This is a genomic window from Clostridium bowmanii (assembly GCF_018861315.1).
Taxonomy (GTDB): Bacteria; Bacillota; Clostridia; order Clostridiales; family Clostridiaceae; genus Clostridium_AD; species Clostridium_AD bowmanii.
Genome location: NZ_JAHLDL010000014.1, coordinates 52,245 through 74,358 on the forward strand (window position 1 = coordinate 52,245; position 22,114 = coordinate 74,358).

The 22,114-nt window shown below is 32.7% G+C and carries 23 protein-coding genes and 1 pseudogene; 16 read left to right on the forward strand and 8 right to left on the reverse strand.

Annotation, left to right across the window (positions count from 1 at the left end):
• Positions 1–278 precede the first annotated feature (278 nt).
• The 3 genes from KPL51_RS11175 to KPL51_RS11185 all read left to right on the forward strand — a co-directional run bounded on the left by KPL51_RS11175 (position 279) and on the right by KPL51_RS11185 (position 4,650).
• Positions 279–842 (forward strand): TetR/AcrR family transcriptional regulator, encoded by a 564-nt coding sequence (locus KPL51_RS11175; protein ID WP_216161050.1) that lies wholly within the window; start codon positions 279–281, stop codon positions 840–842.
• 185 nt (positions 843–1,027) lie between these two features.
• On the forward strand, positions 1,028–3,577 hold the full coding sequence (locus tag KPL51_RS11180; protein ID WP_216161053.1) for a YhgE/Pip domain-containing protein: 2,550 nt from the start codon (positions 1,028–1,030) through the stop codon (positions 3,575–3,577).
• A 137-nt stretch (positions 3,578–3,714) separates the two neighbouring features.
• Positions 3,715–4,650: a DUF4097 family beta strand repeat-containing protein gene (locus KPL51_RS11185; RefSeq protein WP_216161056.1), complete on the forward strand. Its 936-nt coding sequence runs from the start codon at positions 3,715–3,717 to the stop codon at positions 4,648–4,650.
• 93 nt (positions 4,651–4,743) lie between these two features.
• Here the strand turns inward: KPL51_RS11185 and KPL51_RS11190 are convergent, their stop codons facing one another.
• From KPL51_RS11190 to KPL51_RS11210, 5 genes and pseudogenes are all read right to left on the reverse strand, one after another.
• Positions 4,744–5,631: a radical SAM/SPASM domain-containing protein gene (locus tag KPL51_RS11190; RefSeq protein ID WP_216161059.1), complete on the reverse strand. Its 888-nt coding sequence runs from the start codon at positions 5,629–5,631 to the stop codon at positions 4,744–4,746.
• A gap of 263 nt (positions 5,632–5,894) precedes the next feature.
• Positions 5,895–6,527, reverse strand: coding sequence for a tRNA-uridine aminocarboxypropyltransferase (locus tag KPL51_RS11195; RefSeq protein ID WP_216161062.1), 633 nt, complete (start codon positions 6,525–6,527; stop codon positions 5,895–5,897).
• A 79-nt stretch (positions 6,528–6,606) separates the two neighbouring features.
• Positions 6,607–7,032, reverse strand: a complete 426-nt coding sequence (locus KPL51_RS11200) for a hypothetical protein (RefSeq protein ID WP_216161066.1) — start codon at positions 7,030–7,032, stop codon at positions 6,607–6,609.
• A gap of 49 nt (positions 7,033–7,081) precedes the next feature.
• Entirely contained in the window at positions 7,082–7,909 is an 828-nt protein-coding gene (locus KPL51_RS11205; protein ID WP_216161069.1) for an AAC(3) family N-acetyltransferase, read from the reverse strand.
• 84 nt (positions 7,910–7,993) lie between these two features.
• A pseudogene (locus KPL51_RS11210) lies at positions 7,994–8,322 on the reverse strand (radical SAM protein); the annotation flags it as partial.
• A gap of 399 nt (positions 8,323–8,721) precedes the next feature.
• Here KPL51_RS11210 and KPL51_RS11215 point away from each other — a divergent pair.
• Complete coding sequence (locus KPL51_RS11215) at positions 8,722–9,168, forward strand: staygreen family protein (RefSeq protein ID WP_216161072.1); 447 nt, start codon at positions 8,722–8,724, stop codon at positions 9,166–9,168.
• Positions 9,169–9,214: 46 nt separating this feature from the next.
• Here the strand turns inward: KPL51_RS11215 and KPL51_RS11220 are convergent, their stop codons facing one another.
• The 3 genes from KPL51_RS11220 to corA all read right to left on the reverse strand — a co-directional run bounded on the left by KPL51_RS11220 (position 9,215) and on the right by corA (position 11,288).
• Positions 9,215–9,709, reverse strand: coding sequence for a TspO/MBR family protein (locus tag KPL51_RS11220; RefSeq protein WP_216161075.1), 495 nt, complete (start codon positions 9,707–9,709; stop codon positions 9,215–9,217).
• A 210-nt stretch (positions 9,710–9,919) separates the two neighbouring features.
• The gene (locus KPL51_RS11225) at positions 9,920–10,219 is read right to left on the reverse strand and encodes a zinc ribbon domain-containing protein (RefSeq protein WP_216161080.1); all 300 of its coding nucleotides are present in this window, start codon (positions 10,217–10,219) and stop codon (positions 9,920–9,922) included.
• Between the two features lie 115 nt (positions 10,220–10,334).
• The gene (gene corA / locus KPL51_RS11230; protein WP_216161083.1) at positions 10,335–11,288 is read right to left on the reverse strand and encodes a magnesium/cobalt transporter CorA; all 954 of its coding nucleotides are present in this window, start codon (positions 11,286–11,288) and stop codon (positions 10,335–10,337) included.
• Positions 11,289–11,619: 331 nt separating this feature from the next.
• On the opposite strand from corA, the gene KPL51_RS11235 reads away from it, so the two are divergent.
• From KPL51_RS11235 to accD, 12 genes are all read left to right on the forward strand, one after another.
• Positions 11,620–12,693 carry an NAD(P)H-dependent flavin oxidoreductase gene (locus KPL51_RS11235; RefSeq protein WP_216161086.1) on the forward strand — a complete coding sequence of 358 codons (1,074 nt, stop codon included), beginning with the start codon at positions 11,620–11,622 and terminating at the stop codon, positions 12,691–12,693.
• Between the two features lie 147 nt (positions 12,694–12,840).
• Positions 12,841–13,293, forward strand: coding sequence for a MarR family winged helix-turn-helix transcriptional regulator (locus KPL51_RS11240; RefSeq protein WP_216161089.1), 453 nt, complete (start codon positions 12,841–12,843; stop codon positions 13,291–13,293).
• 17 nt (positions 13,294–13,310) lie between these two features.
• Complete coding sequence (locus KPL51_RS11245) at positions 13,311–14,294, forward strand: beta-ketoacyl-ACP synthase III (RefSeq protein ID WP_216161092.1); 984 nt, start codon at positions 13,311–13,313, stop codon at positions 14,292–14,294.
• Positions 14,295–14,314: 20 nt separating this feature from the next.
• Positions 14,315–14,545: an acyl carrier protein gene (gene acpP, locus KPL51_RS11250; protein WP_216161095.1), complete on the forward strand. Its 231-nt coding sequence runs from the start codon at positions 14,315–14,317 to the stop codon at positions 14,543–14,545.
• Positions 14,546–14,721: 176 nt separating this feature from the next.
• Entirely contained in the window at positions 14,722–15,654 is a 933-nt protein-coding gene (gene fabK / locus KPL51_RS11255) for an enoyl-[acyl-carrier-protein] reductase FabK (RefSeq protein WP_216161098.1), read from the forward strand.
• Positions 15,655–15,701: 47 nt separating this feature from the next.
• On the forward strand, positions 15,702–16,637 hold the full coding sequence (gene fabD / locus KPL51_RS11260) for an ACP S-malonyltransferase (protein ID WP_216161101.1): 936 nt from the start codon (positions 15,702–15,704) through the stop codon (positions 16,635–16,637).
• A gap of 52 nt (positions 16,638–16,689) precedes the next feature.
• Entirely contained in the window at positions 16,690–17,433 is a 744-nt protein-coding gene (gene fabG / locus KPL51_RS11265; RefSeq protein ID WP_216161105.1) for a 3-oxoacyl-[acyl-carrier-protein] reductase, read from the forward strand.
• 89 nt (positions 17,434–17,522) lie between these two features.
• The gene (gene fabF / locus KPL51_RS11270; RefSeq protein WP_216161109.1) at positions 17,523–18,764 is read left to right on the forward strand and encodes a beta-ketoacyl-ACP synthase II; all 1,242 of its coding nucleotides are present in this window, start codon (positions 17,523–17,525) and stop codon (positions 18,762–18,764) included.
• Positions 18,765–18,766: 2 nt separating this feature from the next.
• A complete protein-coding gene (accB, locus tag KPL51_RS11275; RefSeq protein WP_216161112.1) occupies positions 18,767–19,285 on the forward strand; it encodes an acetyl-CoA carboxylase biotin carboxyl carrier protein in 519 nt (172 codons plus the stop codon).
• 67 nt (positions 19,286–19,352) lie between these two features.
• Complete coding sequence (gene fabZ / locus KPL51_RS11280; RefSeq protein ID WP_216161115.1) at positions 19,353–19,802, forward strand: 3-hydroxyacyl-ACP dehydratase FabZ; 450 nt, start codon at positions 19,353–19,355, stop codon at positions 19,800–19,802.
• A gap of 29 nt (positions 19,803–19,831) precedes the next feature.
• A complete protein-coding gene (locus KPL51_RS11285) occupies positions 19,832–21,178 on the forward strand; it encodes an acetyl-CoA carboxylase biotin carboxylase subunit (RefSeq protein ID WP_216161118.1) in 1,347 nt (448 codons plus the stop codon).
• Positions 21,179–21,242: 64 nt separating this feature from the next.
• Positions 21,243–22,103 (forward strand): acetyl-CoA carboxylase, carboxyltransferase subunit beta, encoded by an 861-nt coding sequence (accD, locus tag KPL51_RS11290; protein ID WP_216161121.1) that lies wholly within the window; start codon positions 21,243–21,245, stop codon positions 22,101–22,103.
• Positions 22,104–22,114 lie beyond the last annotated feature (11 nt).

Sequence of the window (22,114 nt, forward strand, 5' to 3'; positions counted from 1 at the left end):
GTTATTTATAAGATTTACAATATAAATATATTTAGAAAATTATTAATAGTTATGTTTATTAAATTATTATGTATATAAATTAAAGTATTTGTACAATTATTAAATTATATTTACTTTGATATAGATATATATTACAATCAGGTATAAACTAACAATAGACATTTATATAGTCCGTTGTGCATTTTGTGGATATAGTTTAATCAAAAGTTGAACATCTTATTTGAGAGCTTTAAAATTAAAATAGCAAGATAACTTTCTTGATGTGTTGGGGTGAATTTGTGAATAAAACAAAAAAAAATATATTTCAGTCGGCTATTAAAACGTTTTCTACTAATGGTTATGATGGAGCTACTATGGACGAGATCTCAGCAAGTGCTGGGGTAGCTAAAGGTACAGTTTATTATTATTTTAAAAGTAAGGATGAGGTTTTTAAATACATAATTACTGAAGGGGTAAGTTTACTACGGCAACAAATGGAGTGCATTAATGTAGGAAAAGGTGATTATGCATATAAACTAAGAGAATTAAGTAAAAATCAGTTAAGACTAGTATATGATAATAGGGATTTATTTAAGGTTATAATGAGCCAAGCATGGGGTGGCAAAATAAGACACTCTGAGCTTAGAGAATTGCTAAAATCATATATGGAGGATATAGAGAAATTTTTAATAAAGGCCATGGAAGATGGTACTATAAAAAAATGTGACTCTTCTTTTTTAACATATACGTATTTTGGAACATTAGCATCAGTAGCGGTTTATAATGTTATAAAAAATGACAGTATGAAATTAGATGAAATCACAGATAATTTCATGAATCACTTATTGAATGGAATAAGATAGAAACACACCGAAAGATCATTCTATAAAATAGAATATCTTATGGTGTGTTTTTTTTATTTGCGAAAATATATTGACATTATGAAAATTAAATGTAGAATAGATATATAACTGACCAGTCAGTCGACAAATTGTTGTTGATAACAATGTTGTAAAAAATAAATAGAAGTAAAGGATGGGGTGATAATATGAATTTTTTAAAAGTAGCAGGGAGAGATATTTCAAGCATATTTAAAAATAGATTCATACGAGTATCAGTAATAGCAATTATTATAGTTCCACTTTTGTATAGTCTACTTTACCTTGATGCCTTTTGGGACCCATATGCAAGGATTAAGGATATGCCTGTAGCTGTGGTAAACCAAGATAAAGGAAGCATAAAGGATGGAGAAAAAGTAAACTACGGTGAGAATTTAGTAAATAATCTTAAAGAAAAAGAAGCGGTAGGCTGGAGGTTTGTTACAAAGAAGCAAGCGGAAGCAGGAGTTAAGGGGAAAGATTATTATGCAATGTTTATAATCCCTGAAGATTTTTCAGAGAATGCTCTAAGTGTCACTAAGGGTAAAACGGAGCAAGCTAAAATATTATATAGTGCAAATGAAAAGAGAAACTTTTTAGCAGCACAAATTAATGGTAAAGTTTTAGATCAGCTTAAATCAGAGTTAACAAAAAATATGTCAAAGGAATATACAACAGTGGTATTTGATAGTATGTATGAAATTAAAGACGGTATGAAAAAAGCTTCTGAAGGAAGTAAAGAATTAGCTGAAGGGCTTATTACTGCAAAAGATGGTACTAGTAAGTTAAAAGATGGAACGGGTCAGCTTAATAGCAGTGTTCCAGAAATGATGGATGGTGTAGAGAAATTATTAGCAGGTTCTAATACATTGACTAGTAAACTAGGTGAGCTTAATTCTAAGGTACCTATAATGGTAGGTGGAGTTAATCGGCTTTATGGCGGTGCAGATAAGCTAAACAATGGATTAACACAGCTTAATAATCAAGTGCCAACTATGGCAGCAGGGGTAGAAAAACTTAATGAGGCATATAAAACTCAAATTGTACCCTCAACTGGAAAACTTAAAGATGGGGCAAATCAGCTTGCAATAGGTCTGGGAGCAGCAAAAGAAGGTGCGACTCAGTTGTCAGAAGCGGCAACAAAGCTAAATGATGGCTCAGCACTTCTTACAGATGGCTCAGTAAAACTTAATGCAGGATATGCTCAAATGAAGCCAGGTATAACTTCTCTTAAAGATGGAAGTGAAAAAGTTGCTGGTGGAGTAGATGTTTTAATAGATAACAGTAAAAAATCTCAAGCATCCTTGAAGCAAGGAGTAGATGACCAGCTGGGAGCATACTTAAAAGCTCATCCTGAAGCAATGAAAGATCCAAATATGCAAGGCTTTTTAGCTACACTTGGAGCATTAAATAAAATTTCTGGGGACGAGAAGAATCTAGCAATGATGATTGAGCTTCAAACTGGTGCCCACAAAGTAGCAATTGGAGCTAATCAATTAGAAGAGGGGTCATCAGCCTTTGTGGATGGTTCACAGAAATTCGCACAAAGCACCGTTATTTTTGCAAGTGTATCAGAGCAGTTTTCAAAAGGCGCGGGAAGTTTTGGAGAAAAAACAGGAACAGCAGTGGTTGCCGCAACTCAAATTAGTAGTGGGTTAGATCAATTATATGCTGCTATGAATGGGGAATTTGGAAGTGGGCTTTCACAGCTTAGTGAAAGTGTTCCCGCATTAACAGCAGGTGTATCGAAGCTTACAGGCGGTTCAGTGGCTTTAGAAAGTGGATTATCAGGGTTAAATAATAAAATGCCAACTCTAGCTGATGGAACCTCAAAACTAAATGTAGGTTCAGCGAAGCTTACAGGAGGAATTAGTACCTTAAACGGTAAATTACCTAAGTTGAAAGATGGGGTAAATAAGTTATATGATGGTGTTAATAAATTAGACGATGGTGCCATTAAACTCGCAGATGGTTCTAAAGAACTTAATGAAAAGCTTGAAGCGGGCTATAAGGATCTTAGTAGTAGCTTAAAAAATGATAGTAAAACTATGGCAGCTACCTTCGCAGAACCAGTAGTTATGGATCAACAAGCAATAAATCCTGTTAAAACTTATGGCGAAGGCTTTACTCCGTATTTCATTCCACTATCCTTATGGGTAGGAGCTCTAATGATGTTCTTTGTAATTACAGACAAGGTGGATGAGGACATTGAAGCAAGTCCATCGGCTGTAGTGGCAGGAAAGTTTTTATCATATGGTGCTATAGGATTTATGCAGGCAGTTCTTGCAAGTGGAGCTGTAATGTTATTAGGTCTTAGGCCAAATAATATATTGCTATACTTCTTATTTAATATTTTCTTATCCTGTGTATTTATTGCTATAATTCAATGTATGGTATTTTTACTTGGACAAGTAGGAAGATTAATATCAATTATATTATTAATTCTCCAACTAACTTCTTGTGCTGGAACATTTCCAATAGAAGTTGTACCTAAACTGTTTGTGGTTTTAAATCCATTTATGCCTTTTACTTATGCGGTATCTGGATTAAGGGAAGTAGTATCAGGTGTTGATTATGCGGTGTTTACAAAAGATGTAATAGTGCTTACTGCTATGTTATTTGTATTCTTATTCACATCTATAATAATGAAGGGTCATGCAGATAAAGTGCAGAAATTAGTACAAGATAGAAAAGAACAAGCAGCAAATATGCCTGCATAATATAAATAAGGATATAATATGGATTTCATATTATATCCTTATTTTTTTATTTTTGATATTATATAAAATATATTACAATAAGCATCAGCCTATGATAAAATGATACCATGGTAAATAATGTAATGCAGGAGGGGGAAATGAGTAATTTTAATGTTAAGAAAATAATTCAAATAACTTTACTTATAATAGTTATTTCAATAGGGTTTGCTTTTATAGTTGCAAAAATCCAGGGAATAAACCTATTAGAAAAAAGCAAGCAAGTTACAGTATCAAAGGGGAATGGAAGTATTAACGAAATAAAGGAATTTGATATAGTGCCCATAAGCAAGGTCATGGTGGATACAGTAAGTTCTGATGTTAACATAATTTTGTGGAAGGGTGATAAGATAAAGGTGCATTTTTATGGTACAGCCTCTGACCTGAGTAGGGCACCTAAATTAGAAACCAGTTTAAGTAGAGACAAACTAGATATATCAATAAAATATCCAAATCAAATTACATCTATATTTAATTTTAACTTAAACACAAAACTAGATTTGTATATTCCAGAAAAATACAAAAAATCTATGGATATAGAAACTGTATCAGGGGAAATAAATATTGACAAGCTTGAGGCGGATAACTTTGATGTAAGTTCAACTTCAGGAGATGTAAATATAAATTCTATTGTAGCCAATATAACAGATTTTGAAAGTGTTTCGGGTACCATTAATATAAAATCACTATCTGCTAAAGCAAACGGATTTGAGACAACTTCAGGTGATATTAAAATTGAAGCCATTAATGGAGATATTAGTGCAAATTCAGTTTCAGGAAGCATAACAGCATCATATAATACATTTAATAATGAGGTAGCAGCAGAGACTGTTTCAGGAGATGTAGATTTAATTCTTCCAAAAACTTCAGAATTTATGGTTGATTTTAGTAGTACATCTGGAGAATTAGATAACGATTTTCATTTAGTAGTAAAAGGAAAAGTAGAAAAGCAAAATATTAAGGGAACTGTTGGAAATGGTAAGAAAACTATTAGAGTAGAGACCATTTCGGGGGATGCTGTTATTAATAAAAAATAAATCATTTTTTAAAGAAACACACAGGCTAATTTATGAAAATTGGCCTGTGTGTTTCTTTATCGAAAATTTGTTATAGGTACTTAATCAATGATTCTACTTTGAAATATCGTTAAATTTCTTTCTGTAGCCGCACTTTCTGCATAATTCTTCAACAACTTCTCGCCTAGAAAAACCATTGAAAATGTGGTTTGACCTTTGATTTTCAACTATTTCAGAAAATGGAGTTTTATGAATATTGCCTAGGTTAATTACACCTTCTCCATCAAGGCAACAGGGTACTACTGTGCCATCTACTAATATGGCCACTTGGTTTCTAAGACCATAACAAAAACCTGGGCTATTGTCTTCTCGGGCGTTTAAATCTGGCCACTGAAATTCATGGTCTTGATTTAAATAAACTTTATCACAAATTTTAATACCGTGACCTGCGTGTATTTCTTCTTCTATTTTGTAAGGTAAATTAAAAGCCTTTTCAATTACAGACAGCAAGTAACGATTTTTATTAGCCTGAAGATTTGTTGTATTATCTACATCAAGGTTCCATAACCTTAGGGAAAACAAAGTATCAGTTATATTAAGGGCTTCTTTCACAAAGGAAATAATATTATTAACATATTCGTCCTTATTAGATTCGCCTTCATTGCCATCAAAACTATGCAAAGAAAAATTAATCTGTCTTAAGGCGGGCTTTAAAATTATTTTGTCTCGAACTTTGTTTATTAGTGTTCCATTGGTGGTTATATTAACCTTAAAACCTTTTTCATAACTTAAATCCAAGAATTCATCTAGTTTCGGATGTAAAAGTGGTTCTCCTTTAACATGAAAATATATATATTCCGTATGAGGTTTTATTCCATCTAATATTTTGCTAAAGGTTTCTAAGGTCATAAACTCAGGAGGCCTTCGAGTTTGTGGACAAAAACTACAAGAAAGGTTACATGCATTAGTAATTTCTATATAAAATTTTTTGAATCTTTTCATTTGTCATACTCCAATCGTAAATAAACTTTAGATGGTTCACAGTAAATATATAAATAGTAACATGATGATTTTAACATAAAATCGTTATAGATTGTATATATAGAAATTAAAGATTATTATGTATTACAAGAAAATAAATATAATTATTGATTTTAATAAGGCTCTAAGTTTATATATGAATAATAATTTACTATAAAGCTAAAAATATAATAATTTTTAAATTACATTATAGTTAGTCTTTGCCATCCCTTTGGATGGCATTTTTACTTAACTTGGTGGCTACTTGATCCAGCCTTATAGCTCTTTAAAAATAGATTGAAAAACTCATTTATTACTTGTGAACTTTCAATCTCTCCATTTATTTTCAATGCTTCCATTGCGACTTCTATTGTGCATAAGTTACCATCTACCACACCTCGTCTCAAATCATAATTAGACTTGAAATTTGGCTCTAATGAAATGATTGGTAGTTTTTCTAGGTAAGCACTTCTTCTAAATATTTTTCGAGCCTCTTTCCAGGTACCATCTATAATAATAAATGCGGGTATTTTTCTTGTATTCTTATATTTAACTTTACGGCTTTTATTCTCATTATTTTCTATAGGAAAAAGTAAGAAAGGTTCATATATTTCATTATTTAAATTTGATATTAACGTCTCAGGTGTTTTTGTTCTTTCCCAAAGAAAAATTTCAGTGGAATTTGGATTAACTAGCTCTAATAGCCTTGCAGTATTAGAAGGTCTGTAAAGTTCTTTTTCCGTTGACAGAATCCAAATTTTCGCATCAGTTTTTATCTTAGGCGCACTATCACAAAGGCAATTTATAATTGGTAAGCCGCATGTGTTACAACTATCATATAGACTTGTTATTTGTTTTACTTTGTAAATTGAATTCATAGTTCAATCATTACCTTTCTTTAGTACATTTATATTTAAAATCTACTCGTGATTATCTCAATTTGAATAAAACAATAACTTACATTTGAGATCCGTAACCCATTCTATTAACAAGTCCTTGTATGGATAATAAATTTTCCTTTTGTTTTTTAATTCCCATACAAACTTTGTTGGCCTTCAATTTTAACTTTGTACCATCTTCCAAAGTGAAATACAGTTTTTTTCCTATTCCAAACATCCAATTAGATACTTTTGTTGATTTAACATATGACCTTGGTACAATGCTAGAACCATTTGGTTTGCCTGACATACTCAAATTTATTAGTACTAACTCGTCTTCATTAAGACCCACAATATAAGATTTATTTGCTAATCCCGCCAGGCTTCCAAGAAGCATTGTCTTGGTAAAGTTAGCAGTTATAACACAATAAAAATAGTAGTAGGGTTTTAGTTTGTACCCCGTGCATTCAGATAACATTGCTTCAATCTTTTCATCATTTAACATATATAATTCTCCTTTATATTTTTTAGTGTTTAAAGTTAATAACAGGATTTTAGTTAAATCTATTACTTTGTAACCACTGTTTTGCAAAATCAACCCCTATTTTCATAGGAAACAACTTACATTGGGCCTTACCAACATTACCAAGTATTACGTTGTCTGTTGCTTGCAATGCCTTGCCTAGCTTCTTAAAATCATCATCAGAATTATAATCGAAATCTTCAAACCACTTCCAAGTTCTTTTATTATTTTCTATAATTGCCGCCCCCATTTTTGTTGTTGGCATTTTTTTATTTAGTGCTTCTGCAAGATGAAAGCATGTACAAGAATCATATCCTACTCCTAGTAAAAGTACTTTTGCTTTTAAATTATACATTTTACCTAAGGGGGATTCCATTCCAAATTGAGGTGTCAATTTATGATTATTTGTAATATCCTTGGCGAATTTTCCTTGAGATGCAAATGATACCTGTGGGTGATTGTACCTATATACCTCAGGTAAGGTTCTGAATAATTCAGCAACACTACCCATTCCCCTAGTTTGTGTGAGATTTACATCAAAGGCTGGCATGCTATCATATATTGGTTGTAACCATTCATTAGGAACTGGTGGATTTTCCCATTCTGCTGGATCAGAGATTTCTCCGCTATGAGCAGGCATTATTAATGTTCCATTCTCATTAAGAACTTGCCGAAGTGCAATTATAACTGCTACAACAATTGTAATAACTGCTACAAACATCATATTATAGTGATGGCTTCTTGCTGCTTCTTCAGATGCCCATTTTACTTGTGCCATATTAAAGATCATAAATATAAACATAGAAATAATACTTATTGCCACATGTATTAATAATGATTTTAGATTGTTTTTTACCAAGAAAAGCTCCCCCTAAACAATTAATTTTTAATCAAAGAAATTTTTGCTATAATGAGAAAAATTTTAATTTTATATAACTGTATTCAATTTTTCAGATGGATTAGCTATGGTCAGTCCAAATTCATAGGAATGAATAAGTTCAATACACTTTCTGGTGTTCCCCAGTTTTTCTTCTAAGTGAATGTATGGATCACTCATTGCCCCAGTTCCTATCATACACTTCTTTCTTTTCCTTCGGAGCCCATCCTCTAAAACCTTTGGTGCATTAAGCTTTACTGCTATATCTTCAAAATCATGATGCAGCTGATAGCATTTGCTCCTTGAATCGCAATAAATACAGCCATGAGTACAGCCACGGTATATATTATTCCATTTTGAGCTGATAAGATACCTTTTACCTCTGTTTCATGCATAATGTTCTCCTTGTTGCTGAAATAATTTTTGTTAAATATACTTATTATAGGTACTGTTTAATACCGTAACATACTACTTTAGAATGGCATCTCAGGAAAACAATTTACTTGAATATTTTCACTACCACAATTAGCATATGCCATGACGATTTTCGCCTTGAAATTCCATTTTATATAGAACTATTCTACAAATAGTAAAAAAATCCTTTGTAATTCTCCAAAAGAGATATGCTTTAATGAGATAGCGAGCATTCAAAGTCATTATGCCCCGAGATAAAGGTGACATCTTAAAATCTGCTCAGTATAAAGAATAGATAGAAGGTTTTATAATTAAAACAGAACATAACAATACTTATCTTCATAATATACATAACGTATTTATATTATGGAGGGAATGTTTTGAAAAAATTAAATTCTGAAAGTTTAAACGTTAATTTTGGAATTGGGACAAGTAAGACAGAACCAATTATTCCTAGAAAATATACCCTTACTCATTCAGATATTACTGGAGAGTTATTTTTGACTATTGAAGCAAGATATGATTATGAGAAAATCACTGATATGAGGGATGAAGTGCTAGCAGAGTGGACTATGACCAGTGAAGATTATGCTTTGATGGTTTATGTTATGGTAGATAATGAAAAGAACCCAGTAATGTCAGCTATCCGTAATGATATCTTTGTAAAAGAGCTCCCCTTAGCATTAGAGGCAATTGTTTATGGTGATAGGGAGCTTTTAAAGACTAACCGACATTTATACAAAGCACCTATTTATGTTAAATTTAATTCGGCTTATCCTGTGTTTAATCGTCTAGAGCTATGGGGCACACTTTCAGATTATAAGTAAAAATTGTATTCTCAAGAAAGCAGTCTTGAAATGCGTAGGAAATAATTTAATTCATCATCCATATAGCATAATTTAAAACTCCAGCAAAGGATACCCAGGCTATATAAGGAATCATAAGATAAGCAGATGGTTTATCTATCCTATAAAATTCAAAAGTAGTTAAAAGAATGAATACTAATAATAGAAGTAATTCTAAGAAAGCTATTGCATATAGTCTAAATCTGAAAAATACAATGGACCAAAGAAAGTTTAAAAATAGCTGAGAACAATATAAAATTAATGCTTTTGATACATCTTCCCCTGCTTTGCCTTTCATCCAAGTCCGATAAGCAGCTACACCCATTAAAAAGAATAGTATTGTCCATACTACAGGAAAAACTAAGCCGGGGGGTGAAAAGGGTGGTTTATTGAAATTTTTATAATCACTAGAGGCGGTCATACTCAAAAATCCACTTAAAAAACCTACACCTTGCGTCAGTAGAATGCTAATAATAAGAGCGATAATGTTTTTTTCTCCGTTTACTTTGAAAATATTAAACATAATTATCTTCCTTTCTAATAATATTTTAATAGAGTTCTTAGTCGAAAAAATATTATAACTATATATTTTATAATATATTTATTTAGGAGCGATTTTATACCTAAAGGGTTTTGGTAATTGGTGAAGTGTGTCACTCTTTTGTATTATAAAAACTAGGCATAGAAAAAGTGTTGCTCTAAGATATATTAAAATCTAACTTAGAGCAACACTTTATTTTTTAGAATTCTTTGTAGCAGTTCTAGGTGGTTTTACAGTTTTCCATCTTTTTAATTTACAAGTATTTCTTGTTAAGAATTTTGCCACAAATTTGGGAAGCTTCATTTCTATTATTTTATTAGTTACCATTTCTTTCATTTCAATTACAGTTATATCAGGTAAAGTAAATTCACCATTTTCATAGCAATGAAGGCAATACATTTCATTTAAGCTACCATCAGCTTCAGTTCCTGCATATTTTTCATCCTTATTTAAAGGCATTCCACAACTTTGACAATTAACATATTTCTTCATAATAGTTCACACTCCATCTCTAATATATAAATTGAATTTTTAATTACATTTTAACCTATAATATGTAACTTGAACATATAAATTCATAGAATTTTATGATTTATTAGAAAATAAGCTACATATCAAACCATCCTTTACGTTTAAACCAAAAAAACATCTCTATTGCAATAATAGCCATGATTAATAAAATTACTAAATAACCATATTTCCAAGTAAGTTCAGGCATGATTTCAAAATTCATACCGTAAACCCCGACGATAAACGTTAAGGGTATAAATATACTCGATATTACAGTTAAAAACATCATATGTTTATTCATTCGAGATGAATTAATGGACAAGTAATTATCACGCATATCAGAGGTTAATTCCCTATTAGAAGCTATCATATCCGATAGTTTAACTAAGTGATCATAAATATCAGAAAAATATAATTTATGTTCATGGAATCCTATTAGCCTTTCAGAGTTTGTTATTCTATATAATAAATCACGCATAGAATTTATAGTTCTACGCATCTTTAACAAGTCGCTCCGGATCTCAAAAATTTCATCCATAAGGCTTCGAATATGCTTTCTTGAAGCGTTATTTTCGATTTCATCTAATTTGTCTTGAATTTTATTAATAGCGGGGAAGAAGTAATCAACTATATTATCTAATATTTTATGGGCAATATAAGAAGGACCTTTATCCCAATTTTTGTTATCTGTTTTTACACTTTTCCAAGCTTCATCTAGTTCATTTAATTCAGTACTATGATAAGAAACGATGTACGAATTGTCTACAAAGAGCGAGATTTCTAATGGATCTAAAGTATCTTGATTTAGCGCATTAAGCACAAAATAATTATAATTATCATAATAATCTAGCTTTGGGTTATTGAATGAAAAAACACAATCTTCTATGGATAACTGATGAAAATGAAAATGGGTAGATAATAAGGATATTTCCTCTTCAGTAGGATTATTAAAATCCATCCAATACCACAGTATGTTATCTTTTGATAAATCCTCTAAAGGTAAATCATAAACTATCTTTAAATCTTTTGTAATGGCTATTACGCGAATCAAATAAATCCATCCTTTCTATAGTGCTTTTATTACTAATACAAATATTTATACATATTAAAACTGAATTTTTTAGTTATGAGATAATAAGCACATAATTAATTCATGACAATTTAATTATAATACAATAAGTACTAAAAACAATTAAAATATTAAACCAATAAATAATTTTAGAAACATAGTAAATACTAAGAAGTATGGAAAGATAAAACTCAATTATAATAAAATTTATAAAGATAGTTATAAAATACTTTTATCTTGACATATACTATAAAAATATATATACTTTGACTATCAAACTATTTGAAAATCAAAGCAAAGGGAGAGGATAATTATGAAGTTACCTCCTTTAAAAATTGGAGAATTAATAGCACGTGTTCCTATAATTCAAGGTGGTATGGGCGTGGGAGTGTCTCTTTCCTCATTAGCATCAGCAGTTGCAAATGAAGGTGGAATTGGGATAATATCTACTGCTCAAATTGGGTATAGGGAAAAAGACTTTGGAACTAATGCAAAGCAGGCAAACAAAAGAGCATTAAGAAATGAAATTATAAAAGCTAGAGAGTTAAGTCCTAAAGGTGTTATAGGAATAAATATTATGGTAGCTATGAATAATTATGAAGAATTAACAACAGTTGCTTTAGAAGAAGGCATAGATATAATAATATCTGGTGCAGGCCTTGCACTTAATTTACCTAAAATAGCTAAAGGATTTAAAACGAAACTTGCGCCTATAGTATCCTCAGCAAAGGCAGCTACAGTTATATCAAAAATGTGGGATAGAAAAGATCAATGCGCCGCAGATTTAATTGTTGTAGAAGGGCCAGAAGCTGGTGGACATCTTGGTTTTTCTATGGAGTCACTTATAGAAAACAAAGCTCAAGACCTATTGGACATAGTTAAAGAAGTTATTGAAGCAATTAAGCCTTTTGAAGAAAAGTATAATAAAAAAATCCCAGTAGTAGCTGCTGGTGGAATTTATACTGGAGCTGATATTGCAGAACTTATAAAAATTGGTGCTGCAGGGGTACAAATGGCTACTAGATTTGTTGCCACTGATGAATGTGATGCTAGTTTAGCATTTAAAATGGCATATATTAATTCGAAAAAAGAAGATATAAAGATAGTAAAAAGCCCTGTAGGCATGCCTGGAAGAGCTATTAATAATAAATTTATGAAGAGTGTTCAGGAAAATGGTTGTAAGGTAGATAAATGCTATTTATGTATTAAAGACTGTGATCCAAGACAAACCCCTTATTGTATTACAGAAGCGCTCATACAAGCAGTAAAAGGCAACTTAGACAGGGGACTTATTTTTGTAGGAAGTAACGCGGCAAAGGTAGATAAGATTGTTTCTGTTAAAGAACTTATGAGTGAACTTGTGGCAGAAGCAGAAATTAACCTTTAACAATATATCTGCAGAGAGAGATTAAAATTTTGAATAATTGGGAATGTTCTTATGTTTGAAGTGAAAATATTGACAAATAACTGGTACACAGATATACTTTGATTATCAAAGTATATGAAAATCAAAGTATAGGAAATGGTGATAAACATGAGTAAATGTGTTGGAGTTGTCAATGAACTTCTAGTAGAAACCTTTAATGACATAATGCAAATAGAACAGAAGGCTCTTAAAGAAGGGGTACTTAATGATCTATCAATAACAGAAATTCACACTATTGATGCTATAGGAATGTACCAATTTAGAACTATGACACAAGTATCCCAGAATCTTAAAATAACTTTAGGTACTCTTACTACAGCTGTAAGCAAACTTCTGAGAAAAGGTTATGTAGATAGAAAAAGAGGCGAAGAAGATAGAAGATCAGTAATGATTGCTCTTACTAGAAAAGGAAAACTGGCCTATAGAATACATGAAAAATTTCATTCACATATGGTGCTCGCAACTATAGACGGTCTTAATGATGAAGAAGAAGAGATATTAATAAAATCTCTTGAAAAATTAAATAATTTCTTTAAAGAAAAATATAAATTAGAAGGTTAATGAAAGGAGCGCTAGTAATGAATGAGGTACAAATAATTGGTACAGGAAGTTATGCTCCTCTAAACATAATGACTAATAAGCAGTTATCAGAAATTGTAGAGACTTCTGATGAATGGATAATTTCAAGAACTGGTATCAAGCAAAGACATATATCACAAGGGGAGAATACTTCAGATTTAGCTACAGAGGCTGCATTAGAAGCATTAAAAGATGCTAATATTAAAGCCGAAGATATAGATTTGATAATTCTTGCAAGCACATCGCCAGATCAATTTGTTCCAGCTACTGCATGCATAGTTCAAGGTAATATAGGTGCTGTTAATGCTATGGCCTTTGACATATCAGCAGCTTGCACAGGGTTTATATTTGGACTTAATATAGCAATGCAATTTTTAAAAACAGGTAACCGAAAAAGAGCCTTAATAATAGGTGCTGAGGTATTATCAAAGATCGTTGATTGGACAGATAGAAATACTTGCATACTCTTTGGAGATGGTGCAGGAGCAGCAGTGCTTGAAGCAGGAAGCACTAGAGGAGTTATTTCTGTGGATTCAGCTTCAGAAGGACAAAAGTCTCATTTTTTAACTTGTCCAACTGTAGATGTAAAAAATACTTTTACAAGTGGAAATGAAGATTTTAAAGCAACAATAAGTATGGACGGCAAGGAGATTTTTAAGTTTGCAGTAAATACGATAGTGAAAAGCATAAATAAAATTTTGACTGATAATAATTATACTTTAGAGGATATTAAGTATGTAGTTTGCCATCAAGCAAATTTCAGAATAATAGATTTTGTTGTTAAAAGATTGAAGGCTGATAAAAATAAGTTCTTTGTAAATTTAGATAAGTATGGAAATACTTCAGCAGCAAGTATAGCTATAGCATTAGATGAAATGAATAAAACAAATTTACTTACAGTTGGAGATAAGATTATACTTGTAGGCTTTGGCGGTGGATTAACCTACGGAGCTTCATTAATAGAATGGACAATTAACAAATAAAATATTAGGAGGAATTAATAATGGTATTTGAAAAAGTTAAAAAGGTAATAGTTGAGCAATTAGGAATAGATGAGGTAGAGGTTACAATGGAGGCAAATTTTGCAGATGATTTGGGAGTAGATTCTCTTGAAATATTTGAAATTGTAATGTCACTTGAGGAAGCTTTTGAGATTGAAATACCAAATGAAGATATAGAAAATATTAATGATGTAAAGGGAATTGTTAAATATATAGAAGCAAAACTTAAATAGTACAAATTGTGGGTTAGATGATTAGAGAGCTGAACTACTAAGTAAAATAAAATTTAGTTTTTTTCAGTATGTTAAAAAGTATATATTACAATAAGTGTAGTCCAGTAATATATACTTTTTTTCTATAATTATCTAGCCCTAACTATATGGGTTTAAGGAATCAAAGGAGGGGTAAAATGTTTAATTCTGTATTTTTTGAAGATTTAGGTATAAAGTATCCAATAATACAAGGCGGAATGGCTTGGGTTGCAGATAGTAGCTTAGCATCTGCAGTATCTAATGCAGGGGGTCTGGGTATTATAGCAGCAGCAAATGCGCCCACTGATTATATAAGAGATGAAATTAGAAAAGCAAAGAAGTTAACAGATAAACCTTTTGGTGTTAATATAATGCTACTCAGTGATAATGCAGAAGAAATTGCACATCTTGTATGTGAAGAAGGGGTTAAGGTAGTTACTACAGGGGCAGGGAATCCAGGTAAATACATGGAACTTTGGAAAGAACATGGGATTAAAGTAATACCAGTAGTAGCTTCTGTGGCACTGGCTAAGCGTATGGAGAGAGCAGGAGCGGATGCAGTTATTGCAGAAGGTTGTGAATCTGGAGGACATATTGGTGAACTTACAACTATGGCACTAGTTCCTCAAGTTGTTGATGGAGTTAATATTCCGGTAATAGCAGCAGGTGGCATAGGTGATGGACGTGGTGTGGCAGCAGCATTTATGCTTGGAGTGCAGGGAGTACAAGTTGGAACAAGGTTCTTAGTAGCAAATGAATGCACAATCCATGAAAATTATAAACATAAAGTAATATCTGCAAAGGATATAGATTCAGTGGTTACAGGAAGATCCACAGGCCATCCTATTAGAGTTTTAAAAAATAAGTTATCAAGACAATTTCAAAAGCTAGAGAAGGAAAATGCTCCAGTGGAGGCTTTAGAGGAACTGGGAAGAGGCTGTCTACCAAAAGCAGCAAGAGAAGGCGATATAGACATGGGATCAGTTATGGCAGGACAAATTGCAGGTCTTGTAAAAAAAGAACAAAGCTGCAAAGAAATTATTGAAGAGATGTTTACGCAGGCTGAGGAAACTATAAAAAAACTAAGATAAAAAATAATTATATTATTTCACATAGATGATAATAAGGGAGGAAAATTATGAGTAAAATTGCTTTTATTTTTCCGGGACAGGGAGCCCAATATATTGGAATGGGCAAGGAATTATTTGAGAATATAGAATCTTGCAAAAATATATTTAATATAGCAGATAAAGAGCTTGGTTTTAAATTAAGTGAAATGTGCTTTGAAGGTGAGCTGGAAGAGTTAAATATTACGGAGAATACTCAACCAGCTATTTTAACTACTAGTATTGCAGCTTTAATGGCATTAGCTCAGCGCGGAATAAAATGTGATGTAACTGCAGGGCTTAGCCTTGGAGAGTACTCAGCTCTTGTTTGTAGTGGAGTTATGGATTTTAAGGATGCTGTAAAGCTTGTAAAAAAACGTGGAAGATTTATGCAAGAAGCAGTGCCTGTAGGAATAGGAACCATGGCTGCTATCATAGGACTTAGTGCTGATTTAGTCCAGGAGGCTTGCAGTGAGGCAAGAAGTTCTGGAATAGTAGAAATCGCTAATTTAAATTGCCCAGGTCAAATAGTAATTGCCGGGGAAATAGCATCGGTAGAACTTGCATGTATGAATGCTTTGGAAAAAGGTGCAAAAAAAGCAATGCGTTTATCGGTAAGTGCACCTTTCCACACATCAATGTTAAAACCGGCAGCGGAAAAGTTAGAGATTGAACTTCAAAATATAAAACTAGATGATATCGCTATTCCAGTATTGACAAATGTTACTGGTGATTATATAAAGTCGAAAAATGATATAAAAGCTAATTTAAAAATTCAAGTTATGACTTCTGTCTTATGGGAGACAATTATAAGAAACATGATAAAAGATGGAGTGGATACCTTTGTAGAAATAGGACCGGGAAAGGTATTAAGTGGCTTTGTTAAAAAAATAGATAGAAAACTTACAGTAGTGAATGTAGAGGATATGGCGTCTTTAGAAAAAGCAGTACAAATACTCAAGCAGTAAAAGCTTCTTAAGAAGCAAGGTCGCTATAAAAGATGTAAAGGAGTACGGGTATATGTTAAAAGGAAAAACAGCAGTAGTTACAGGAGCTAGTCGTGGCATTGGAAGGGCGATAGCATTAAAGCTGGCAAAACTTGGAGCGAATATAGTTGTTAATTATAGAAATAGTATAGATGCGGTTCAGGAAGTAGTTAAAGAAATAGAAGCTTTAGGAGTTAAAGCTCTAGCGCTTCAGGCCGATATAAGTAGCTATAGTGATGTAGAGTTTATGATGAAAAAATGTATTGAAGAATTCGGAAGTTTAGATATTCTAGTTAATAATGCTGGTATAACAAAAGATGGCCTTTTGATGAGAATGAAGGAAGAAGACTTTGACAGTGTTATAGATATTAATCTAAAGGGCGCTTTTAATTGCACAAGGCATGTATCAGCCATAATGCTTAAACAAAGAAGTGGAAGGATAATAAATATATCCTCAGTATCTGGGCTTACAGGTAATGCTGGTCAAGTAAATTACTGCGCTGCTAAGGCAGGGATAATAGGCATGACTAAGGCCGTGGCTAGAGAATTTGGGGGTCGTGGAGTAACTTGTAATGCGGTAGCACCAGGATATATTCAAACAGACATGACTAAGGCTTTGCCTGCGAAAGTAAAGGATGTTATAATGAACACTATTCCACTAAAGAGACTTGGCATGCCAGAAGATGTAGCAAATGCAGTAGCATTTTTAGCCTCAGAGGAAGCGGCGTACATAACAGGTCAGGTTATAAATGTAGATGGCGGAATGGTAATGCAATAGAAAAAACAGTTAATATAGCACTTTTAGGTGACGAAGCACTTTTATGTGATTGTTCACTTCTAGGTGATAATTAAAGGAGGTTTTATTTTATGAAAAATAGAGTTGTTATAACAGGAATGGGAGCTGTTACTCCTATAGGAAATGATGTAGTGAATTTTTGGAATAATGTAAAACTAGGCACTTGTGGCATAGATATAATTAAGTCTTTTGATATTTCAGAATATAAATGTAAACTGGGTGCAGAAGTCAAAGACTTTGATGTAACTGTTGCACTAGACAAAAGAGAAGCTAGAAAAATGGATAAATACTGTCAGTATGCAATGGTTGCAGCTGATGAAGCAGTTAAAAATTCTGGACTTGATCTGCAAGCTATAGATAGTGAAAAATTAGCAGTAATAGTTGGATCAGGAATAGGCGGAATTGGAACTATTGAGAAAGAGCATGCAAAGCTTATGGAAAAAGGACCTAACAGAGTATCACCATATTTAATACCTATGATAATAGGCAATATGGCAGCTGGAAACATTGCAATAAAGTATGGTGCCAAAGGTATGTGCTCAAGTGTAGTTACCGCTTGCGCTACAGGAACTAATGCAATAGGAGATGCTTTTCACCTCATTCAAGATGGAAGAGCAGATATAATAATAGCTGGAGGAGCAGAAGGATCAATAACACCACTGGCACTTGCGGGGTTTACTTCTTTAACAGCTTTAACTAAAAGTGAAAATCCACTAAGAGCATCTATTCCTTTTGATAAAGAGAGATCTGGGTTTGTTATGGGAGAAGGAGCGGGTATAGTTATACTTGAATCTTTAGAGCATGCGAAAAAAAGAAATGCAAAAATATATGCTGAGATGAAGGGTTATGGTGCAACTTGCGATGCCTATCATATTACTTCACCATCACCAGATGGGGATGGTGCTGCAAGAGCAATGATAATGGCGCTTAAAGATGCAGATGTTAAGCCTTGTGAAGTATCATATATTAATGCACATGGAACAAGTACTCCATACAATGACAAGTTTGAAACTGTAGCTATAAAATCTGCTTTTGGACAATCTGCATATAAAATACCCATAAGTTCAACAAAATCTATGACTGGACACCTTCTTGGAGCATCAGGAGCAATAGAAGCTATAGTATGTATAAAAGCATTAGAAGAGGGTTTTATACCAGCTACTATAGGATATAGTGTCCCAGATGAAGATTGTGATTTAGATTACGTTCCAAACACTGGAAGAGTGCAGAAGCTTAAATATACAATGTCAAATTCACTAGGCTTTGGCGGTCACAATGCTTCAATATTACTTGAAAAATGGGATGGTAAATAATTATGGATTATAAAAATATTGAAGAGTTAATAAAGACTGTTAGTGATTCAGAGCTTACATCATTTGAAATTGAGACAGAGGGTATTAAAATAAAGATGGAGAAAAAAGAGAAGCAGGTAGTACTAGAAAGAGTGCCTGCACCTGTATCACCTGCTGAATCATTTGTTGGGGACTCATTGATTAGCAAAAATATAGCTACAAATCAAGTGCCAGCAGAAAATCTAGACAGCAAAATAGTTAGTGCTATTGAAAATGTAGCTGAGATAATACCAGAAGAAAATATATTTATAGTTAAATCACCTATTGTTGGTACTGTGTACTCTTCACCTAGCGCCGAATTACAAAATTTCGTAAAAATTGGTTCTCTTGTTAAAAAAGGAGACACTCTTTGTATATTAGAAGCTATGAAGCTTATGAATGAGATTGAAAGTGAAGTAGATGGAGAAGTTGTAGAGGTGTTAGTATCAAATGAAGATATGGTAGAGTACGGACAGCCATTATTTAAAATACGTAAAAAATAAATCCTAAAGTCAATTTAAAATATCAAGCGTCCATTGATTTAATTGTTAGAAAGGTGGAAGAATGTATATGGAAGATATAAAAGGTACTACTTTAAATATAAAACAAATACAAGAGATTATTCCTCATAGATATCCATTTTTATTTGTGGATAAAATAGAGGAATTAGAGCCAGGAAAAAGAGCTGTAGGATATAAGAATATTACTATGAATGAGTATTTCTTTCAAGGTCATTTTCCAGAGGAACCAATACTACCAGGAGTCATAATTATTGAAGCTCTAGCACAGGTTGGAGCAGTAGCACTTTTAAGTATGGAAGACTATAAAGGTAAGATTGCTTACTTTGGTGGTATAAATAAAGCTAGATTTAGAAAAAAAGTTGTTCCAGGAGATGTTCTAAGACTTGAAGTAGAAATAATAAAAATGAAGGGACCTGTTGGAATTGGAAAAGCAGTAGCTACAGTAAATGGAGCAAAGGTTGCAGAAGCCGAAATTACGTTTGCAGTAGGGATTGAATAATAATTTTGAGTGCAGGGAAGGTAAATAATATGTTTAAGAAGATATTAATTGCTAATAGAGGCGAAATAGCAGTAAGAATAATCAGGGCTTGTCATGAAATGGGTATTCAAACTGTGGCAGTGTATTCTGAGGCCGATAAAGCTGCCCTTCATATACAAATGGCAGATGAGGCTGTATGTATTGGACCTGCTAAATCTAAGGATAGTTATTTAAACATGCAAAATATTTTAAGTGCTACTGTGCTTACAGGTGCAGAAGCAATTCATCCGGGTTATGGGTTCTTATCTGAAAATAGTAAGTTTGCACAGATGTGTGAGGAGTGTAATATAAAATATATAGGGCCGAGTTCCGAGAATATCGATAATATGGGCAACAAGTTAAAGGCAAGAGAAATTATGATAAAAGCTGGAGTGCCAGTAGTGCTTGGATCAGATGGAGCCGTTGCCTCTGAAATAGATGCAATAAGTTCTGCGGAAAAAATAGGATACCCTGTAATGATAAAGGCTTCAGCAGGTGGAGGCGGACGTGGGATAAGAGTTGTTACAAAAGTAGAAGACCTTATACCTGCCTATAATACCGCAAGAGCAGAGTCGAAAACAGCTTTTGGTGATGACACGATGTACATGGAAAAATTCATTGAAGAGCCAAGACATATAGAGTTTCAAATACTTGCAGATGAGCATGGGAATGTTGTTCATCTTGGAGAACGTGATTGTTCTGTTCAAAGGCGGAATCAGAAGGTAATAGAAGAGGCGCCAGGAGCTGCAATGACGCAGAAACTTAGAAAACAGATGGGTGAGGTTGCGATTAAGGCGGCTAAATCTATTAATTATAAAAATGCTGGAACTATAGAGTTTTTATTAGATAAGCATGGAAAATATTATTTTATGGAGATGAATACACGTATACAGGTGGAGCATCCAATAACAGAAATGATAACTGGAGTAGATTTAGTTAAAGAACAGATAAACATTGCTTCGGGACAAGTGCTTACTTATAAACAGGAAGACATAAAAATTCAGGGGCATGCTATTGAATGTAGAATAAATGCAGAAAATCCTCATAGGAATTTTATGCCTTGTCCAGGTGAAATAAAATTACTTCATCTTCCTGGAGGAAATGGAGTAAGAATTGATAGTGCTGCATACCAAGGATATAAAATTCCTCCTACTTATGACTCTATGATAGGGAAGCTTATTGTTCATGGAAGAGATAGAAATGAGGCGCTATGTAAAATGAGAAGAGCTTTAGGAGAGTTTATAATAGAAGGTGTGGATACTAATATAGATTTCCAATTTAAAATAATAAATAATGAAAACTTTATCAAAGGCAAATTTGATACTAGTTTTATAAGTAAAGAATTTAAGAATCTTTAAAAAGTAGCTAAATGCATATATCCACTGTAGGTAGTGTAGTGTGTTTTTAGAAAGGGGTAATTATATGTTTGAGTTTAACCGTATATTTAAAAAGAGTAGATATATTGAGGTTAAAAACACAGAAAATGAAGATGGTGAAAAAAAACCCAATATTCCTTCAGGAATGTGGGTTAAATGTGAAACTTGCGGTAAGATACTTTACAGCAAGGATTTAGAAATCAGTATAATGACCTGTGAAAATTGTAGAACCCACTTCAGAATTGGTTCTAGAGAAAGAATAAATTACACCATAGACAGTGGAACTTTTATAGAATACGATAAGAATATGATTTCAGATAATCCTATAGATTTTGAAGGATATGAAAAAAAACTTAAAGAGTTAAGAGATAAAACATTATTAAATGAAGCTGTAATAACTGGAGAAGGAAAAATAAATGGTCAGGATACTATAATTGCAGTAATGGATAGTAATTTCATGATGGGAAGTATGGGATCTGTTGTTGGTGAAAAAATTACAAGGGCTATTGAAAAAGCTACGGAAACCAAAAAAACAATTATTATATTTACGGCCTCAGGGGGGGCTAGGATGCAGGAAGGCATATACTCTCTAATGCAAATGGCGAAAACTAGTGCAGCTATTGCAAGGCATAATAAAATGGGTGGCCTTTATATAACTGTTCTTACAGACCCAACTACCGGAGGAGTTACAGCGAGTTTTGCAATGCTTGGAGATATAATAATAGCTGAGCCTAATGCATTAATAGGTTTTGCAGGTAAAAGGGTTATTGAACAAACAATAAAAGAGCAATTGCCTGAGGGCTTTCAAAGGGCAGAATTTTTGCTCGCAAAGGGTTTTATAGATAAGGTGGTTGATAGAAAAGCTATGAAGGATACTTTAACGGAGATACTAAAAATTCATTCATAGTTAATAGTAAC

Bases quoted from the DNA above. Each gene is read 5' to 3' on its own strand.
- KPL51_RS11185 (WP_216161056.1), top strand. From the start codon at position 3,715: ATGAGTAATTTTAATGTTAAGAAAATAATTCAAATAACTTTACTTATA.
- KPL51_RS11285 (WP_216161118.1), top strand. From the start codon at position 19,832: ATGTTTAAGAAGATATTAATTGCTAATAGAGGCGAAATAGCAGTAAGA.
- fabG (WP_216161105.1), top strand. From the start codon at position 16,690: ATGTTAAAAGGAAAAACAGCAGTAGTTACAGGAGCTAGTCGTGGCATT.
- accD (WP_216161121.1), top strand. From the start codon at position 21,243: ATGTTTGAGTTTAACCGTATATTTAAAAAGAGTAGATATATTGAGGTT.
- KPL51_RS11235 (WP_216161086.1), top strand. From the start codon at position 11,620: ATGAAGTTACCTCCTTTAAAAATTGGAGAATTAATAGCACGTGTTCCT.
- KPL51_RS11245 (WP_216161092.1), top strand. From the start codon at position 13,311: ATGAATGAGGTACAAATAATTGGTACAGGAAGTTATGCTCCTCTAAAC.
- KPL51_RS11195 (WP_216161062.1), bottom strand. From the start codon at position 6,527: ATGAATTCAATTTACAAAGTAAAACAAATAACAAGTCTATATGATAGT.
- KPL51_RS11240 (WP_216161089.1), top strand. From the start codon at position 12,841: ATGAGTAAATGTGTTGGAGTTGTCAATGAACTTCTAGTAGAAACCTTT.
- KPL51_RS11200 (WP_216161066.1), bottom strand. From the start codon at position 7,032: ATGTTAAATGATGAAAAGATTGAAGCAATGTTATCTGAATGCACGGGG.
- fabK (WP_216161098.1), top strand. From the start codon at position 14,722: ATGTTTAATTCTGTATTTTTTGAAGATTTAGGTATAAAGTATCCAATA.
- accB (WP_216161112.1), top strand. From the start codon at position 18,767: ATGGATTATAAAAATATTGAAGAGTTAATAAAGACTGTTAGTGATTCA.
- KPL51_RS11225 (WP_216161080.1), bottom strand. From the start codon at position 10,219: ATGAAGAAATATGTTAATTGTCAAAGTTGTGGAATGCCTTTAAATAAG.
- acpP (WP_216161095.1), top strand. From the start codon at position 14,315: ATGGTATTTGAAAAAGTTAAAAAGGTAATAGTTGAGCAATTAGGAATA.
- KPL51_RS11190 (WP_216161059.1), bottom strand. From the start codon at position 5,631: ATGAAAAGATTCAAAAAATTTTATATAGAAATTACTAATGCATGTAAC.
- fabF (WP_216161109.1), top strand. From the start codon at position 17,523: ATGAAAAATAGAGTTGTTATAACAGGAATGGGAGCTGTTACTCCTATA.
- fabZ (WP_216161115.1), top strand. From the start codon at position 19,353: ATGGAAGATATAAAAGGTACTACTTTAAATATAAAACAAATACAAGAG.
- fabD (WP_216161101.1), top strand. From the start codon at position 15,702: ATGAGTAAAATTGCTTTTATTTTTCCGGGACAGGGAGCCCAATATATT.
- KPL51_RS11180 (WP_216161053.1), top strand. From the start codon at position 1,028: ATGAATTTTTTAAAAGTAGCAGGGAGAGATATTTCAAGCATATTTAAA.
- KPL51_RS11220 (WP_216161075.1), bottom strand. From the start codon at position 9,709: ATGTTTAATATTTTCAAAGTAAACGGAGAAAAAAACATTATCGCTCTT.